Below are 17,595 nucleotides of genomic sequence, written 5' to 3' on the forward strand. Positions count from 1 at the left end.
TGCTCCGATAGTCGATTGAAATTGACCGGGACATTTGCCCGTCAGGGCCGCTGCGCGGCCAGCACCAGATCGGCGGCGCGATCGCCGGATCGGACCGATCCCTCGATCGTTGCAGGCAATCCCGTAGCAGTCCAGTCGCCGGCGAGAAACAGGTTTTTCAGCGCCGTGACCGGTCCCGGGCGCAGGGCATTCTGCGCCGGAGTCGCGGCAAAGGTGGCGCGGCGCTCGCGCACGATCTGCCAGGGGGGCAATTGCAACGGCAGCTCGCCGGGCAAGCCGGCGGCCTTGCAGACGTCGTTCCAGATCGCCTGCGCGAGTTCCTCACGCGGCATGTCGACCAGACGGTCCCCATTACTGATGGTGACGGAAAGCCGGTTCGGGAACGCGAACAGCCATTCCACCACGCCGCCGATCACGCCGAGGATCGGCGCCGAGCCCGGCGGCGGCTCAAATCGGAAATGCGCGTTCACGATGGCGCGGAATTCGGTCGGCGTCTTCAAGCCCGGCAGCAGGCTCGCGGCCGCACGCGGCGGCACCGCCATCACGACGGCATCGCCCTCGCCGATCTGGATCACATCCTCGCCGCCGAAATTCAGCGCGCCGACCTTGCCGTCGCTGGTCGCAAACGAGCGCAGCTCGTGGCCGAGCTGAACGGAATGGCCCCGCTCCTGCAGGAACTTCACCGCAGGCTCGATCAGAACGGCGCTGAGGCCGTCGCGCGCGATCAAGGGACGGCAGGCCTGCCCGCCCGCGAGCAGCGTTTCGCGCACGATCGCGCCGGCGAGCCCGGCCGAGCCCTCGGGCGGATCGACGTTGAGCGCGGCAAGCAGCAGCGGCTGCACCAGGCGCTGATAGAGCACGCCCTCGCAGGGAATGGACTTGCCGACCAGCGTGTCCTCCGACGCCCAGATCAGCGGCGCCAGCTTGAGATAGTCGGAGAGCCCGGTGTCTGGCACGCGGCGGCTCTCGTCGAGCACCCAGGTCGGCAGCCGGCCGGCGCCGAGATCGATCTGCCAGCGCTGCCCCGTCTTGATGTCGACGAAGGGAAACTGCGCGCTCTCGGGACCGACGAGACCCGCCTCGGTCCCGATCGCGCGCGCATAGGCGCGCGCATGGCTGTTGCCCGACAGCAGCAGATGATTGCCGTTGTCGATGGTGAGATTGGTGGCGCCGTCGAAATAGGACCGGCAGCGACCGCCGGCCTGGTGGGTCGCCTCATGCACGGCAACCTTGAAGCCGGCATTGGCGAGCCGCACGGCGGCGGAGAGGCCGGAAATTCCAGCGCCGATGATGTGAGCTGTCTTTTGCATCAGATGAAAGCGTAACGGAGCAGGATCAGGATGCGCGTGATCTTCGACACACGCACCGGCTCGCGCGGTGCGGTGAATCCGCGTGCGATCAGGAGATCCAGAATGGAATGATAATATCTCGACATGATCCGCGGCGCGCGCACCGCGCGGCGCTTGTTGCGGTTCATGATCTCGTCCGACTTCTCAAAATGAGATTGCGCGCGCTGCGCCAGCGGCAGGCAGACCTTCGGCAGCGCGCGCTCGGCGACCACGCGGTTCGGATCATTGGAGGTGATGCCGGCATGCATCAGCGCCTCCCGCGGCAGATAGAGCCGGCCGAGGCCGGCATCCTCGTCGAGGTCGCGCAGGATATTGGTGAGCTGCAGCGCGCGGCCGAGATGGTGCGCGAGCAGGATTCCGTCTTCCTCCGGCATGCCGAACACCCGCACCGACAAGCGTCCCACGGCGCTGGCGACACGATCGCAATAGAGATCGAGCGTCGCCATGTCGGGGGCGCGGATGTCCTGCGGCACGTCCATTTCCATGCCGTCGACGACCGCAAGAAAATCCTCGCGTTTCAGCCCGAAGGTCTTCACCGAGGAGACGTAGTCCTTCAGCCGCGGCGGCGGATGGCCCTGATAGAGCGCGTCGATGTCGTTGCGCCATTCCTGAAGCGCGGCGAGCCGCTGTTCGCGCGGCCCGTCGGAATCGGCGATGTCGTCGACCTGGCGGCAGAAGCTGTAGATCTGGAACATCGCCTCGCGCTGGTCGCGCGGCAGGATTCGCATCGCGGCATAGAATGAGCTGCCGGATGCGGTCGAGCCGTAATTGGCGCCGGGCGTGGTCGCCTCAAGCGTCATGTGCAGTCCCCGGTCTGGAAATGGCCTTGCGCCCGATCGCGCGGCGGCCGACCTCGCCGATCATCCCGGCGATGCTGAAGGCGAGCAGCTCGAATTTGTTCAGATGCACCCGCTCGCGCAGGGGATCGCGCACCTTGAGCAGACGCACGATACGATCGGCATAGGCCTGGATCACCGAGATGTCGACGCCGAGACGAAAATCCTTCACCTCCGCGCTGAGCGACTTGCTCTGGTTGAGCAGTGCCTCGTTGCGCGCGGCGAGCGCCTGAAGGCAGGTCAGCATTTCCGGCGGCGATTGGGCGAGGCCAAGCTGCTCGACCGAGGCGCCGCTCGCGGCCAGCGCATCGCGCGGCAGATAGACCCGGTTGAGCTCGCGGAAGTCCTTGCCGCAATCCTGGAGATGGTTGTTGATCTGAAGTGCTGCGCAGAGGGCGTCCGATGCCGCCCAGGTCGAGGTGCTCTCGCCATGGACGTCGAGCATGAAGCGGCCGACCGGCATCGCCGAATAGCGGCAATAATGGATGACCTCCTCCCAGGTCTCGTAGCGCAGCTTGGTCACGTCCATGCGGAACGCGACCAGCACGTCGAGCGCGTGGCGTGGCGCCATGCCGCGCTCGGCCAGCGCTCGGCGCAGAGTAACGGCCTCGGCCTGGGTGTCGCCCTTGCCGAGCAGTTCCGCCTCCAGCAGGTCGAGATAAGCGAGCTTCTGGTCAGGCGGCAGCTCCGCGTGGTCGGCGATGTCGTCGGCCGTGCGGACGAAATTGTAGTAGGCTAGGATCAGGGCGCGATGACGCGGATGAATGATCCAGGACGCGACGGGAAAATTCTCGTCGCGGTCACCCTTGCCGGATCGCAATTCGCTCGCAGAGGTCATCGAGGGCTGGTCTACAATCGTTTGGACTGGAAGGCTTTTTCGCTCGCGCGGGCTCATGCCCGGCAATGCCGCCGCGGCCCCATATAGGGGAATACGGCCGCAAAACCAATCCTGTCTGTCGATGGCTGCCCTTCCGGATCGACCCCGAAAAGGCGGCTGGGGGCCGCCTTTTGTGGGCCAATGGCCGAGCTTACTGGTTGTGGTTCTTCAGGACCTGGTCGCAGGCCTGCGAGATCTTGGGCCGGTTCTCCTTGAGGCAGGCCAGGATGGTGAAATCGCCCTGGTCGATGACCGGACGGCAGAACTTCTGCACATCCCGCGTGCAGGCCTTCTGCTCGGCGTCCGTGCCACGCCCTTGCTGGGCGAACGCCGCCGTGGAAAGGGATGCCGACAGCAGGGTGAGAGCGACGAGAAGCTTACGCATTGTATTCCTTCATTCTGACGGCAGAATCGCACCAATCCCGGACAGCACAGGGCGGACGACCGGAACGGATTGTTCTGATGGCAAGTCGCCGCGGGAAGCGGCCCGGAGAAGGCACAAGCACTGGCAAATGCGGCCAAATTGGCGCCACACCAACCAAACCGGGTCTTCCCTGCGCCTTCATTGGCAGATGTAAGAGGTTGATACTACGCCATAATTCAGGCCGCCCGCATTTTGCTGCATGCCTGTTGCAGAGCTGCATCTCTCGGCTCCTCCATTTCGGCCAGAAACACGCCGAAACACAAGGAATCGCAGCCGCCGGGCATGGCGCGAGGTGTCGTGAACCGCCATCTCTAGCGCCCAGGCTTTGAACCCTGACACTGGCTCGGAGCACTAAACTTTCGATGTGGCGAGACGTTCTCGATACTAGGCGAACGTCGTTCCAAAACGGGATATTTGCGATGAAATTCTTTGGGCGATCTGGACTGGCAATCACGGCGGCCGGCATCGGGGCGGCGCTGCTCTTCTCAGTTTCGGCGAGCCAGGCTCAGTCGTCCGGACCGTTTGCCGGCTTCGATGGCGCTTGGACCGGCACCGGCACCGTGTCGTTGTCCGACGGCTCCACCGAGCGCATCCGCTGCAAGGCGGACTACAAGGTTGCCGGCAGCGGCCTCAACCTGAAGCAGGCGCTGAACTGCGCGTCCGACAGCTACAAGTTCAACCTTACCAGCGACGTGACGAGCCAGGGCGAGCGCATCTCCGGCAATTGGAGCGAAGCGAGCCGCAACATCTTCGGCAATCTCCAGGGCACCGCCGGCGGCGGCCAGATCGACGTGTTCGTCGAGGCCAACGGCTTTGCCGCCAATCTGTCGCTGCGCACCAACGGCACGAAGCAGACCGTGCAGATCTCCTCCAAGGGCGAGATTCGCGGAGTTAACATCACGATGACGAAGAGCTGACGCCCTTCCCGCTTCGAAAGGACACAGCCTCCGGCTCTCGCGACCCGGGGGCTTTTTGCTGACAGCATTGCGGACATGGACCCAACTCGCAGACATCTGCTCAAGGCCATCGCGCTCTTGGCCGCCAGTCCCGCCTTCGCCAACGATCAACCGCGGGTCCGCGGACAGACGAACATGCGACCCTCGTCAGTGCAGCCGCGTCACGTGCTCTGCTTTCTCGGCAAGGACGAAAGCCTCCTGCATCCGCCGGAGGCGGCGGCCAAGACAATCGTCGATTTCAACTTCGAGATCGACCGCACCTATTCGCAGGCCAAACCCGATCCGCAGATGGAGCGATCGTTCGGCGTTTGCTGGGATCGGGTTTTCCCCAAAGCATGGTCCGCTGCGGACGAAGCGGCCGTGGTCAACCACAAGGCGGTCCTCTACGTGCTGGGCCCGCGCATGGAGCAGCAGAAGACGGTCGCCTGTTCGGCAGCCGCTTTGCGCATCGTCGAGGAGATGATCGAGGCCGGCGCGACCGCAGTGAAGGGCGAGAGCGCGGGCGTTGCTCATGGCCTCGCGCGCTGGCGCAGTCTCGCCGATCAGGCGCGCAAGGGCGCCAGCACCGGCCAGGGTCTTGCCGTGACCCCCGCTGTCGCCAAGGCATGCCGCCTCGCCTTCGCCAAGCGCCCGCTCGGCGGCGACACCTACAACGAAAGCGTCGGCTTCCATCTCGTCGGACTGCCGGAAATCTATGTCGCGAAGGCGCGCGGCAGCGACCGGAACGCGGTGAAGCTGATGGACGAGATCGCGGACGCAATGGCCGAGCGCGGGGTCGACGCGACGCTGCGCGGTCGCAAGCTCGCGCTGTCGCAGGAGCAGGACTATGCCGAGCGCGACTTCAAGTTCAATCCGTACGGGATCGTCCGTATCGAGGCGTGAAAGCGCCGGCAGCCTTCCCGCCCCGCCGTTCAGATCGCGGGCTTGTCCGAGCCCTGCAACTTCGCGTGCAGATTGATCAGCCACATCGCCGTCGGCCGCAGGATGAAGAGGTCGGCGACGAGGGCCATGACCATCGAGAAGGCGCTGAGCCAGCCGAACAGCCGCAGCGACGGCAGGTCGGAGAACACGGTGACGATAAGGCCGCAGGCCAGCACCACCGTGGTCAGGATCAGCGCCGGACCGACCAGCACGGTCGCCCGCTCGACCGCGAGCGCCGAGCCGACGCCGGGCTTGCTCTCGAGCCTGAGGCGATTGAGGAAGTGGATGGTGGCGCTCAAGCCCAGGCCGAACGAGACGGTGAGCGCGACGACGCTGGCGAATTGCAGCCCCTCGCCCATCGCCCACAGCACCGTTCCCGACATCACCACCGGGAAGATGCCCGGCAGGATGCAGGCCAACATCACCACCCATGAGCGGAACGCGAGGCCGATGAATATCGCGACCAGCGCGAATTCGATGGTGAGGCCGTGATTCAGCTTCTCGATCATGCTGGCCGAATTGCGCGCGGCGATGGCCGCAAGACCGGTCACCGCGATCTCGTAGCCGGGATGCTTCTTGCGGACGGCATCGAGCTCGGAATCGAGCTTGTCGACGATCGGCAGCAACTGGCTGGAATCCTTGTCCGGTACGCGGCCGGCCACGAGGACCGCGTCCTGCTCGGCGTCGATGAAGCGCCGCACCAGATGTTCGGGGATGACGTTGACATATTCCTTCAGCGTGGCGACGTCGCCGCTGCCGGCCTTCTCGGCCAGCCAGCGGCGCAGCGTCTCCAGCGACCAGACGTTGCCGACACCGGCCGCCTTCTCCACGGTCGAATGCACGTCAGCGATCGTCTGGAGCGTCTCCGGCGAATACAGCGATTCACCCTTGGGGAATGCGATCAGCACGTTGACGGGGTTGGCCCCGGTGAGCTTGGCGTCGAGCCGGTCGCTGGCGGCAACCGCCTGGCGCTTGTCCGGCACCTGGTCGGCGAGCCGGTAGCGCGGCTCCAGATTGGCGTAGATGACGCCGAGGCCGGCGACGAACAGCACCGCGATCAGGCTGAACAGGCCGGGCCGGCCGACCATGCGGACCGCAATCCAGTAGCAAAAATTACGCAGGGCCTGGACGCCGGCATCGGCGCTCTGGAACTTGACCGCGAACACCTTCTCGTTGCGCACGAGCAGCACGCCGAACACCGGCACCAGCGACAGCACCGCGACCAGCGCGATGATGGTGGCGGCGAGCCCCGCCTCGCCGAACTTGCGGATCAGGTCGGAGTCGGAGAATTGCAGCGCGATGAAGGAAATGCCCGCAGTGCCGTGCGTCAGCACGCAGGCCGGCCCCACCACCAGCACTGCGTTCTTGAACGCGGTGAACTTGTCCTGTCCTGCGATCAGCCGGTCGCGCGCGGCGAAGGTGAGCTGCATCGAGTCGGAAAAGCTGATGACCATGATGAGCGGCGTCATCACGTTCAGGAACATGTTGAGATTGAAATTGGCCCAGCCGAGCGCGCCGAGCGCCAGCAGGATGGCGATCATCGGCGGGAACGCCGCCGCAACCATGAACGAGATCTTGCGGAAGAAGATGATGGCGATGATGCAGCCGGCGAGGATGCCGAGGATGTTGTAGGTCAGCCCGTCGCGCTCGACCGCGTTGCGGATCTCCAGCTGCATCACCGGCACGCCGGAGAGCTGCACGTTGAGCCCGGTGTCGCCGAGATCCTCCTTCATCAGGGCGCGGATATCGCCGACGGTCTTGGTCAGCTTGTTGGAGCCGACCACTTCGGGATCGAGCGACAGGACGATCAGCGCCAGCGTGCCATCCTCCGACAACAGCTTGCCGCGGATGATCTCGTTGTTCTTGACGGTCTCGATGAACTTGTCATAGGCCGCGCCCTCCGGCAGCTCGGCCGGGAATAATGCCGCAGGCAGCTTGCCCGGCGCGGGCGCCTGGCGCGCCGAGAACAGGGAGACCAGCCCGCGCGTGCCTTCGACCAGTTGCAGGTCGGTGACGAAGTCACGCAGCTTCTCCAGGTTGTTCCGCGCCAGCAGGGTCTTGCCCTCGACCACGACGAGGACGTCGAACTCCTCCGCGGGGAATTTCTTCGTCACCTCTTCGTACTGGCGGAATTCGCGGGTGTCGGAGCGGAACAGCTGCGACAGCGAATCGTCGATCTTGATGCGGTAGATGCCGAACACGGCGCCGACGATCAGGGCGAGCAGAACGATGCAGGAGACGATCGGCGCCCGGACGGCGATCAGCCCGAGCCGCTCCAGCCCGAAGGCGATCGAGGACGTAGGTCCCTGCTCGACCTTGTCGACATGAACCTCATTCTCGCTGTGCTTTTCGAGCATGCCTTGTCCAGTTCCTAAATCGGCTCAATCATGAGAGCTTATTGCGCTCCGCGAACGGCTTGAAAACGCCATACCAATGGGAGGCTTGCCCTTTGAAAATGCGCGGAAATTCGCCGCGAGGGGTTTAGCAGGTCAACAGGTCTTTTCGCAAGCAGGCCAAGCCCGGCCGAATCGATCAAGAAGCGGCGATCCGGGTCCCGACCGCCTAGCATCCCGGCGACGCTGTGCCAATTCGACGCGGCGCCCGGTCCGCGCTCTCGTCCTTCAGAGCCACGCCGGTGGTCTCCCGGGCGAACCCCTCACGGACGAGCCAGGCGATTTTGAAGGCGGCCTCGTCGTAGCTCAACCCGGCGTGGTGGATGTTGGACACGCAATTGCGTTCGGCGTCGGTGCGGCCGGTTTTCGGGGCGAAGGTCAGATAGGCGCCGAGACTGTCGGGCGCGGACAGGCCGGGCCGTTCGCCGATCAGCATCACGACCATGCGCGCCCCGAGAATGGCGCCGATCTCGTCGCCGAGCGCGACACGCGCGCCCGATGCGGCAACGACATGGCCGATCGCGACGTCATCCGCTTGCGCAAGCAATGGCAGCAGGCGCCCCACCACGATCGCCGCATGGGCGTGAACCGCCGCCGCGGACAGGCCGTCTCCGATCACAAGCGCGAGCTGGCACGGCGCCGAGGCGCTTCTTGCCAGAAGTTGTGCCGAGCCGGATTCGAGCTGTCGCCCCAGATCCGGCCGCCGCAGATAATCGCTGCGATCGACCGCGCGGCTCCTCACTTCGGTCACGGCGAGTCCAAGCGCGCCGAGATCAGCGACCAGACGCGGCATATCGAAGGCGGCATGGACGGCATCGCGCGCGCGGGCGTGGTCCAGCGTGAAATCAAGCAGCGCCCTCGTCGGCATGCTCGGGCCGCTGCGCCCGAGCGCGACGCGCGCTGGCGTGAACGCCCGCAGATCGAGCGTGGAGCGGCGCGGCGCAGTCGGGTCAGACATGGCCCGTCATTCGGCGGGAACCGCGGCCTCGCGCAGGCGGATCGAGTAGTTCGAGGCGTTCTGCTTGCCGCTGGAGGCCGCGCGCGCAAACGTGATGAGGTGGTGCGCGATCAGCGTGCAGCCGATCAGGCCTTCGATGTCGCCGCGCTTGAGGCGCCCCAGCGCGAACTTCCAGAACACGCGCCTGTAGTCGCCGAGCACGCCGACCTGCCAGAAGATGTTGCGCAGCATGACGAGGCCGCGGCGGATGTTCGACCAGGTCTTCATCTCGTCCGGCACCGGCATCTTGAGGCGCTTCACATAGACCTGGTCGCATTGATGCTGGTAGCGCGCGTAAACCTTCTCGGGCGCGTAAGCGACCGCCATGGCGTGCTTCCAGGACGCGACGACCTCGTCATAGGGCAGCAGGAAATCGACGTTCGAATCCCGGCCGTCGTCGTGGACCAGGCGCCCCTCGCGCTCCAGCCGGTCCCACAGCGGCGTCTTCGGCAGCGCCTGGAGCAGATTGATCGTGAGCAACGGAATGCGTGATTCCTCGACGAAGGCGAGCAGCGCCTCCGAGGTGTTCGGCTTGTCGGTGTCGAGCCCCATGATGATGCCGGACACGACCTCCATGCCGTAGGAGTTGATGGTGCGCACGCCCTCCAGGATGGGGACCATCATGTTGTGGTCCTTCTGCATCGCCTTCAGCGCGTCCGGATCAGGCGTCTCGATGCCGCAGAAGATGGTGACGAAATAGGCTTCGCGCATCTTCTCGAGGATCTCGGGCCTCTTGGCGATGTTGAGCGTCGCCTCGCAGGCGAGCCGCACGACATAGCCGGTCTTCTTCTGCCATTCGATCAGATGCGGCAACAGGTCGAGCGCCGCCTTGCGATTGCCGATGAAGTTGTCGTCGACGAAATAGACCGTGTCCGTCATGCCGCATTCGCGCAGGCGATCGAGCTCGGCGATGATCTGCTGCGGCGCCTTGATGCGCGGGTTGCGGCCGTACAGGCCGGGGATGTCGCAGAACTCGCACTGGTAGGGACAGCCGCTGGAATACTGGATGCTGCCGAGAAAGTATTTCTTCACGTCGGCGAGCTCGTAGGCCGGGATCGGAAACTCCGTCATCGGCAGGCGGTCACTGGTGGTCAGCACTACCTGGGACTCCGGACGCGAGGTGTCGCGCGACAGGATCTCGATCAGCTGGTTGGTGGCGTCGCCGAGTTCGCCGACATGTAGATAGTCGAAGGACGGATAATAGTCGGGGCAGGCGCTGACGGAGGGGCCGCCGAGCGCGACTGGTAGATCGAATTCATGGGCGCGGCGGCAGATGTCGTTCATCTGCTGGCGCTGGATGTGCATTCCGCTGACGAAGACGGCTTCCGCCCATTCGAACTCCTCCTTCGTCGTGCGGCGCAGATTCTCGTCGACGAATTTGACCTGCCAATCCTGCGGCAGATAGGCGGAGATCAGCAACAATCCCTGCGGCGGCATGAAGGCGCGGACGCCATCGGTCAGGGGGTAGGAATGCTCGAACGTACCGAAGGACGAGGTGTAGCGCGGAAACACACACAGAATCCGCCGGGACGTTCCATTACTTTCAGCTCGCATCAAAGCTCCCCCGCCACACTCGACTGATGGTGCGGAAATTGCCAGCCAGACACACAACGTAATGCTGTCGCCGGAATTTCTCAATATTGTGGCATAAGCATAATTCCGGGAAGCGCAGATGGTTTCCTCCGACTGACGTTCGCACCTTACACCGCCTCACGCGATCAGCCGCGCCGCAAAATCCGGCAGCAGGCCTGCATCTCCGGCGAGCCGGAAATCAGTGCCCGTTATTCCCGAGTGCGCCAGCCAGTGGTCGAATTCCGGCGCGCGGCGCAAGCCGAAGACGTCCCGGACATAGAGCGCGTCGTGAAAGGACGTCGACTGGTAGTTCAGCATGACGTCGTCGGCCCCGGGGACACCCATGATGAAGGTGACGCCTGCGGCGGCGAGCAGCGTCAGCAGATTGTCCATGTCGTCCTGGTCCGCCTCGGCGTGGTTGGTGTAGCAGATATCGACCCCGAGCGGCAGGCCGAGCAGCTTGCCGCAGAAATGATCCTCCAGCCCGGCCCGGATGATTTCTTTGCCGTCATAGAGATATTCCGGGCCGATGAAGCCGACCACGCTGTTGACGAGCAGCGGAGAAAAGGCGCGGGCGACCGCATAGGCGCGCACCTCGCAGGTCTGCTGGTCGACCCCGTGATGGGCGCCCGCCGACAGCGCCGAGCCCTGCCCGGTCTCGAAATACATCACGTTTTGTCCGACCGTCCCGCGCGCCAGCGACAGCCCGGCCTGCTGCGCCTCTTTCAGGAGCGCGAGATCGATGCCGAAACTGCGGTTGGCGGCCTCGGTGCCGGCGACCGACTGGAACACGAGGTCCACCGGCACCCCCTGCCCGATCAGCGACAGCGTCGTCGTGACATGGGTCAGCACGCAGCCCTGCGTCGGGATCTTAAGTCGCGCGATGATCTCGTCGAGCAGCCGCAGCAATTGCGCGATCACCGCCGGATCGTCGCTCGCGGGATTGATGCCGATGCAGGCATCGCCGGCACCGAGCAGGATGCCGTCGAGGATCGAGGCGGTGATGCCCCTGGCATCGTCGAAGGGATGGTTGGGCTGGAGGCGCGTGCTCATCCGCCCCTTCAGGCCGATGGTGTTGCGGAAGGCGGTGGTGATCTCGCACTTCCGCGCCGCCAGGATCAGATCCTGGTTGCGCATCAGCTTTGATACTGCGGCCGCCATTTCAGGGGTAATCCCAGGTGCCAACAGGCGCAGGATCTCGGGCGTGGCGGCGTCCGATAGCAGCCAGTCGCGGAAGCCGCCGACCGTCAGCGAAGCCACCGGCGCGAAAGCCTTGGCGTCATGACCGTCGATGACGAGGCGGGTGACCTCGTCGGCCTCGTAGGGGATGACGGCTTCCTGCAAGAACCGTCCGAGCGGGACGTCGGCGAGCGCCATCCGTGCCGCGATCATCTGCTCGGCGCTGGCGGCTGCCACCCCGGCCAGCCGGTCGCCGGAGCGCGGCGGCGTCGCCTTGGCGAGGAGGTCGCGCAGGTCGGGAAACGTGTAGCTCGTGGCGTCGATGGTATGGCGGTAGACCAAGGGTCTCTCCGGGTTCGTCGGCCAGTGGCCGAGGTCAAGTCGATCCTGAAGGCGATCCCGGTGTCAGGGAATACGCGCTTTGGCGGCCGGCCCGCACGCCGATGTTCGGTCCTCCCGCCCTCGCGCCGGGGAGACAAGCCGCCGGAGACCCATGATGCGCCACCAACCGGCTGAAAACCATCGTATTTTCTCCGGCTGTGCAGCGCTCTGCCCAAGCCTGCGGCGTTAACGCCGCATCCACCTTCCTCCTGCAAAGCTTTGCATCAATTCCATACGATTCCGCTCACCGGCCGCTTCCGGCCATTCCGGGCCCCTGAACACCATGACATCCGACCAATCTGGGAATGCCATCAGGCTGGCAGGCCGCTTTACGCTTGCCGCCAGGCTCTACGCGATCTTCGCACTGTTCGCGATGCTCACGGCCGCGATCGCGATGTTGTCCGACTACAACAGCCGCCGCGGCGCCGACCTGGCCAGCGCGATCGAGACGGCGAATGCCGCCGCGCTGAACGTCGAGCGGGTCAACTCGCTGGTCTATGCGGTGGTTATGGAATCGCGCGGCGTCTACATGTCGACCGAGCCGGCCGTGGTGAAGAAGTACGGCGACGGGCTGCTCAAGTTCAACGCGCAGATCCTCGACGTCGTGAAGCGCTGGGAGACCATCGTCAAGGCCGACGATGCCGAGCAGTTCGCCACCTTCAAGAAGCGCATCGAGCAGTTCGTCGAGTTCCGCAAGGAGTTGGTGCGCCGCGGTGTCGAGATCAATGCAGCCGCGGGCCGCGAATGGGGCGACAACGACGCCAACCGCGCCGTGCGCTCGGCGCTGAACAAGGATCTCGAAGCACTCTCCAAGGTCTATGCCGAGCGCGCCAGGCAGATCGCGCAGCGGACCGAGACCAATCGCGAGCTGTCATTCGTGCTGACCTGCCTCGGCGGCGTGGCGCTCGCCCTCGTCGTGATCGGCATCGTCATCATCGCCCGCTCGATCGCCCGGCCGCTCGCCTCGATCACCGCCACCATCAAGCAGGTCGCGGACGGCGCCGAAAATGTCGTGGTGCCGCACTCCGACCGCGCCGACGAGATCGGCGCACTGGCCCGCGCAATCCAGGTCTTCCAGGATGCCATGGGCCGAAACCGCAACCTCGCCTCGCAAGTGTCGCACGACGCCGCCGCGCGCGAGGAGCGCGCTCGCCACATCGAACGATCCGTCGAGCAATTTCGCGAGGCGATCGGCGCGATCATGCGCGGCCTCAGCGACAACGCCTCGGTCATGCGCGAGACCGCGCAGACCATCACCCGTGTCACTGCGGATGCGAGCAGCCGCGCCGGCACCGCGGCGAACGCCACCGAGCAGGCCTCGCACAACGTCACGGCGGTCGCAGGGGCTGCCGAGGAACTGTCGGCCTCCGTGGTCGAGATCGGCCGCCAGGTGCGGCAGAGCGCCGGCGCGGTCGAGCAGACCGGCCAGCGCACCGAGAAGTCGATCTCCGAGATCGAGAGCCTCGCCGCGGCCACGCAACGCATCGATGGCGTGCTCAATCTGATCCAGGCGATCGCCGAGCAAACCAACCTGCTCGCGCTCAACGCCACGATCGAAGCAGCCCGCGCCGGCGATGCCGGCCGCGGCTTTGCCATCGTCGCCCACGAGGTGAAGGCGCTCGCGGGCCAGACCGCCAAGGCCACGGCCGAGATCGGCGAGAACGTCTCGATGATCCAGGCTTCCACCCGCAACGCGGTCGATGCCGTCCGCGAGATCGGCGGCGCGGTCCGCGAGATCAACGAGGTCACCGCGGCGATCGCCGGCGCCATCGGCCAGCAGGACGCCGCCACCCGCGAGATCTCCTCCAACGCGCAATCGGCCGCCCAGGGCAACGAGACCCTGGTCGCCAACATCACCTCGCTGCGCGATGCCATCGGTGAAACGGATACGGCCGCGGCGTCCGTGCTGACGGCGGCGAGCAGCCTGACCGCAACGGCGGACACGCTGTCGCGCGAGGTGGAGAAGTTCTTCCAGAACCTGCGCTCGGGATCGGCGGACGCCCGGATCGCCAGGGCGGGATGACGGCGCGGGCGCTGCCCGCGAAGCCCTCGCCGACACAAAACTGCGAAAACAACCCCATGCACAGTAGGCGGGGGCAACTGAATCAAAGGGTTAGCTGCCACCGCGAGAATATGCGGATTTTACGAATTCAATTTGACTCGTCGGGCAAAACACCGGCATGATGTCATCATGGGCGCTCCGCCCTTCCGTCGCCGTTGACGGGCGCAGCCGTTGTCCGGCGCGCGGGTGCAGAGCAGACCTGCTTCCAAGAATTGTCGCGTTCGCCCTGCGCTCAGTAGGCAGCCTGTGAGTCCACATGGTCGTTGGCGCCCTGCGGCCCTCCGGTCGATTCCACAGCGCCTGAGACCGAGATCGAACCCTTGATTCAGATCTGGTTCCTCCGGTCCGTTGATCCATCTCAACAGAGCCTTGGCCGACATCGTTCATGAATTCCGCAGGATATCCAGCCACAGAGCGATGTAGCCGAAAGCGAGAGATGACCGATGGCCAATAAGGAAGTCGTGATCTGTTCACCCGTGCGCACCGCCATCGGCACGTATGGCGGCACGCTGAAGGATTTGCCGGCTGTCGATCTCGGCGCCGTGGCGATCCGAGCAACGCTTGAGCGCGCGAAGCTGTCGCCCGGCGATGTCGGGACTATCGTCATGGGCAACGTGATCCAGGCCGGCAACAAGATGAATCCGGCCCGGCAAGCGGCTATCAATGGCGGCATTCCTGTCGCTGTTCCGGCACTGACGGTCAACCGCGTCTGTGGCTCGGGTGCGCAGGCGATTGCAAGTGCCGCCCAGGAGGTGATGCTCGGGTTCGTCGACAGTGCGGTTGCCGGCGGCATGGAGAACATGGACCGCGCGCCGTATCTCATGGGTTCCGGGCGCTGGGGCTATCGCATGGGCGATGCGAAAATCTTCGATGCGATGCTGATGGACGGTCTGAATGACGCCTTCTCCGGGCAACACTCCGGATGGCATACCGAGGATCTCGCAGCCTCGCATCAGATCACCCGCGAAGAGCAAGACCGTTGGGCCGAACGCTCGCAGAAGCGATTTTCCGCGGCCCAGGCCGCCGGCAAGTTCGCCGCGGAGATCGCTGCAGTCGAAATTGCCTCCCGCAAGGGACCAGCACATTTCGACAAGGATGAGCACAACCGGCCCGATACCACGATGGAAAGCCTCGGCAAGCTGAAGCCGGCCTTCCGCAAAGAAGGCACCATTACGGCCGGTAATGCGCCCGGGCTCAATACCGGCGCGTCGGCGATGATCGTCGCCGATCGCGCCTGGGCCGACAAGAAGGGCTTGCTGCCGATGGCGCGTCTGGTCGCCTACGGGATAGGCGCCGTCGAACCAGGCATGTTCGGCTTGGGGCCGGTGCCGGCAGTGAAGCAGGCGCTCGAACGGGCCGGCTGGAAGGCATCGGATGTCCAGCGCATCGAGATCAACGAAGCCTTCGCGGCGATCGCAATTGCGGTTGCGAAGGACCTGGGTCTCGACGCCAGCATCGTCAATGTGGAAGGCGGTGCGATCGCGCATGGTCATCCGATCGGAGCCAGCGGCGCGGTCTTGACCACTCGATTGCTGCATTCGATGAAACGCGACGGTATCAAAAAGGGTATCGTCACTCTCTGCATCGGCGGCGGTCAGGGAATTGCGCTTGCGCTTGAATCGATGAGCTGAGCCAGCCTTCGAAGAGAAGGCATGAGCCGCCTGGGCGCGCCGGTCTCCGGCACGCCAGCGTCAAGCCGATGAATCATCTCGAACGCAATGCTCGCGCGGGCATCTGACCGATCGGCAAATGTCGCGTGACTCTCTGCGACCGCAGGACAGCCTATGTTGCCCCACTTTCGTGCGCTGACAGCCCCGACCCCGTATCTGTTTTTTACCGGCAAGGGCGGTGTCGGCAAGACCTCCCTTGCGTGCGCCGCGGCCGTCAGCCTCGCCGACCGCGGACTGCGCGTCCTGATCGTCAGCACCGACCCTGCGTCGAACCTCGACGAGATGCTCGAGGTCACCTTGACCGATCGCCCTGCGCCGGTGCCAAACGCGCCCGGACTTTCGGCAATGAATATCGATCCCGAGGCTGCGGCCGACAATTATCGCAGTAAAGTGCTCGAACAGCTCGGACCGGAGGCTACCCCTGACGAGCGATCGACTGTGCGCGAGCAGCTCTCCGGCGCCTGCACCACCGAAATAGCTGCCTTTGACGAGTTCGTGGGACTGCTGGACGGCGATCTCGCGGGGTTCGATCACATCATATTCGACACCGCCCCGACCGGTCACACGTTGCGGCTCCTGAGCCTGCCAAAGGCATGGACCGGCTTTCTCAAGGACAACGATCGGGGGGCATCCTGCCTGGGGCCGCATTCAGGTCTGAAGATGCAGGAGGACCGCTTTCGCAAGGCGCTCCGAGCCTTGGGCGATTCCAGGCAGACCACCATCATTCTGGTCACCCGCGCCGACCGGGGTGCGATCCGCGAGGCGGCCAGAACGGCGGCCGAACTTGACGCGCTCAATCTCTCGAACCAGCTTCTCGTGGTGAATGGGCGCTTCCATGCCACGGACCAGACCGATGTCGTTGCAGTCGCCCTCGAGCGGGATCAGGACGAGGCCCTGGCCGCAATGCCAGCGGCGCTCACGAGACTGCAGCGCGACGAAATTCCTCTGCTCGGGTTCGACATCGTCGGCCTGATGGCTCTGCGGGCACTTTTATCTACCAATCAGCCATCGCTCGTATCCGCCGAGCCTGGCACTGAACCGGTCGACCTTCCGGGCCTGAATCGGCTGGTCGATGACATCGCTCGGGACAAGCACGGCCTCATCATGGTCATGGGTAAGGGGGGCGTCGGAAAGACGACGATCGCCGCGGCCATTGCCGCGGGATTGGCCAAGCGGGGTCATGCCGTTCATCTCAGCACGACCGATCCCGCAGCTCACGTCAGCTTCGTCGTCGACGGCGTCATGCCCGGTCTGACCGTGGACCGGATCGATCCCCGGGTTGAAACGGAGAGGTACGTCGCAAAGATAATGGCGGGCCGGGGCCGGGACCTGGACGAGCAGGCCAAAGCTCTGCTGCTCGAAGACCTCGCTTCGCCATGCACGGAAGAGGTCGCCGTGTTCCACGCCTTCTCACGCATCGTTGCGGAGGCCCGGAGCGCATTCGTGGTGCTCGATACGGCGCCGACGGGCCACACGCTCCTCCTGCTGGACGCGACCGGCGCCTATCACCGCCAGATGACGAACCAGATTGCACCGACCGCTGCAGGACGTATCGTTACCCCGTTGATGAGGCTGCAGGACCCGAACCACACGAAGATCATCCTCGTGGCGCTGCCGGAGACGACGCCGGTTTCCGAGGCCGCTTCCCTTCAGGACGACTTGCGGCGTGCCGGCGTCGAACCATACGGCTGGGTCATCAACAAGAGCCTCGCCGCCTCGGAAACTCGCGATCCCCTGCTGCGGCTTCGGCTCGATAAAGAGCGAATGCAGATCGCTCGCGTTCAGAACGGGCTCGCAAAACGCGCCTTCATTGTCGGGTGGCGAGTAAAGCCGCCAATCGGCGTGGAAGAGCTGCGTAGTCTGTCATGAACGTTGTGCGACGGTGTGATGTCTGCTCCGGGCCACAAGTCGGACGAACTCGACCGCTAGGCGCGTAGATGCTGGGACGTTGCCTGGATTGAAAGTGTGGCGCGGCTCT

13 protein-coding genes are annotated in these 17,595 nt (G+C 64.8%); 5 read left to right on the plus strand and 8 right to left on the minus strand.

The genetic code is table 11. The features are described 5' to 3' along the window. Nucleotides 1–41 precede the first annotated feature (41 nt). The 4 genes from hpnE to ACYCVF_RS27545 all read right to left on the minus strand — a co-directional run bounded on the left by hpnE (nucleotide 42) and on the right by ACYCVF_RS27545 (nucleotide 3,447). A complete protein-coding gene (gene hpnE / locus ACYCVF_RS27530) occupies nucleotides 42–1,310 on the minus strand; it encodes a hydroxysqualene dehydroxylase HpnE (RefSeq protein WP_459601647.1) in 1,269 nt (422 codons plus the stop codon). After that, complete coding sequence (gene hpnD / locus ACYCVF_RS27535; RefSeq protein WP_459601649.1) at nucleotides 1,310–2,149, minus strand: presqualene diphosphate synthase HpnD; 840 nt, start codon at nucleotides 2,147–2,149, stop codon at nucleotides 1,310–1,312. Before hpnD ends, hpnE begins: the two co-directional genes overlap by 1 nt. After that, nucleotides 2,139–3,023 (minus strand): squalene synthase HpnC, encoded by an 885-nt coding sequence (gene hpnC, locus ACYCVF_RS27540; RefSeq protein WP_459601651.1) that lies wholly within the window; start codon nucleotides 3,021–3,023, stop codon nucleotides 2,139–2,141. The genes hpnD and hpnC overlap by 11 nt, the downstream gene beginning before the upstream one ends. A 190-nt stretch (nucleotides 3,024–3,213) precedes the next feature. Further along, nucleotides 3,214–3,447: a hypothetical protein gene (locus ACYCVF_RS27545; RefSeq protein WP_459601653.1), complete on the minus strand. Its 234-nt coding sequence runs from the start codon at nucleotides 3,445–3,447 to the stop codon at nucleotides 3,214–3,216. A gap of 458 nt (nucleotides 3,448–3,905) precedes the next feature. Here ACYCVF_RS27545 and ACYCVF_RS27550 point away from each other — a divergent pair, with 458 nt between their 5' ends. Together ACYCVF_RS27550 and ACYCVF_RS27555 are read left to right on the plus strand one after the other, a co-directional pair. Further along, complete coding sequence (locus ACYCVF_RS27550; RefSeq protein WP_459601655.1) at nucleotides 3,906–4,403, plus strand: hypothetical protein; 498 nt, start codon at nucleotides 3,906–3,908, stop codon at nucleotides 4,401–4,403. 75 nt (nucleotides 4,404–4,478) lie between these two features. After that, complete coding sequence (locus ACYCVF_RS27555; RefSeq protein WP_459601657.1) at nucleotides 4,479–5,324, plus strand: hypothetical protein; 846 nt, start codon at nucleotides 4,479–4,481, stop codon at nucleotides 5,322–5,324. Between the two features lie 29 nt (nucleotides 5,325–5,353). On the opposite strand, the gene ACYCVF_RS27560 is transcribed toward ACYCVF_RS27555, so the two are convergent. The 4 genes from ACYCVF_RS27560 to ACYCVF_RS27575 all read right to left on the minus strand — a co-directional run bounded on the left by ACYCVF_RS27560 (nucleotide 5,354) and on the right by ACYCVF_RS27575 (nucleotide 11,846). Beyond that, a complete protein-coding gene (locus tag ACYCVF_RS27560; RefSeq protein ID WP_459601659.1) occupies nucleotides 5,354–7,720 on the minus strand; it encodes an efflux RND transporter permease subunit in 2,367 nt (788 codons plus the stop codon). A gap of 205 nt (nucleotides 7,721–7,925) precedes the next feature. Further along, nucleotides 7,926–8,714 carry an ethanolamine ammonia-lyase subunit EutC gene (gene eutC, locus ACYCVF_RS27565; RefSeq protein WP_459601661.1) on the minus strand — a complete coding sequence of 263 codons (789 nt, stop codon included), beginning with the start codon at nucleotides 8,712–8,714 and terminating at the stop codon, nucleotides 7,926–7,928. Nucleotides 8,715–8,720: 6 nt separating this feature from the next. Continuing rightward, nucleotides 8,721–10,307 (minus strand): B12-binding domain-containing radical SAM protein, encoded by a 1,587-nt coding sequence (locus ACYCVF_RS27570; RefSeq protein WP_459601663.1) that lies wholly within the window; start codon nucleotides 10,305–10,307, stop codon nucleotides 8,721–8,723. A 156-nt stretch (nucleotides 10,308–10,463) separates the two neighbouring features. Further along, nucleotides 10,464–11,846, minus strand: coding sequence for an ethanolamine ammonia-lyase subunit EutB (locus ACYCVF_RS27575; protein WP_459601665.1), 1,383 nt, complete (start codon nucleotides 11,844–11,846; stop codon nucleotides 10,464–10,466). A 322-nt stretch (nucleotides 11,847–12,168) separates the two neighbouring features. Between ACYCVF_RS27575 and ACYCVF_RS27580 the strand changes: the two genes are divergently transcribed. The 3 genes from ACYCVF_RS27580 (at nucleotide 12,169) to arsA (ending at nucleotide 17,486) form a co-directional block, all read left to right on the plus strand. Then, nucleotides 12,169–13,908, plus strand: a complete 1,740-nt coding sequence (locus tag ACYCVF_RS27580) for a methyl-accepting chemotaxis protein (protein ID WP_459601667.1) — start codon at nucleotides 12,169–12,171, stop codon at nucleotides 13,906–13,908. A 482-nt stretch (nucleotides 13,909–14,390) separates the two neighbouring features. Then, nucleotides 14,391–15,578 (plus strand): acetyl-CoA C-acyltransferase, encoded by a 1,188-nt coding sequence (locus ACYCVF_RS27585; protein WP_459601669.1) that lies wholly within the window; start codon nucleotides 14,391–14,393, stop codon nucleotides 15,576–15,578. 153 nt (nucleotides 15,579–15,731) lie between these two features. Further along, nucleotides 15,732–17,486 carry an arsenical pump-driving ATPase gene (arsA, locus tag ACYCVF_RS27590; RefSeq protein WP_459601671.1) on the plus strand — a complete coding sequence of 585 codons (1,755 nt, stop codon included), beginning with the start codon at nucleotides 15,732–15,734 and terminating at the stop codon, nucleotides 17,484–17,486. Nucleotides 17,487–17,595: the final 109 nt, after the last annotated feature.

It is taken from the genome of Bradyrhizobium cedriense, from assembly GCF_054602315.1.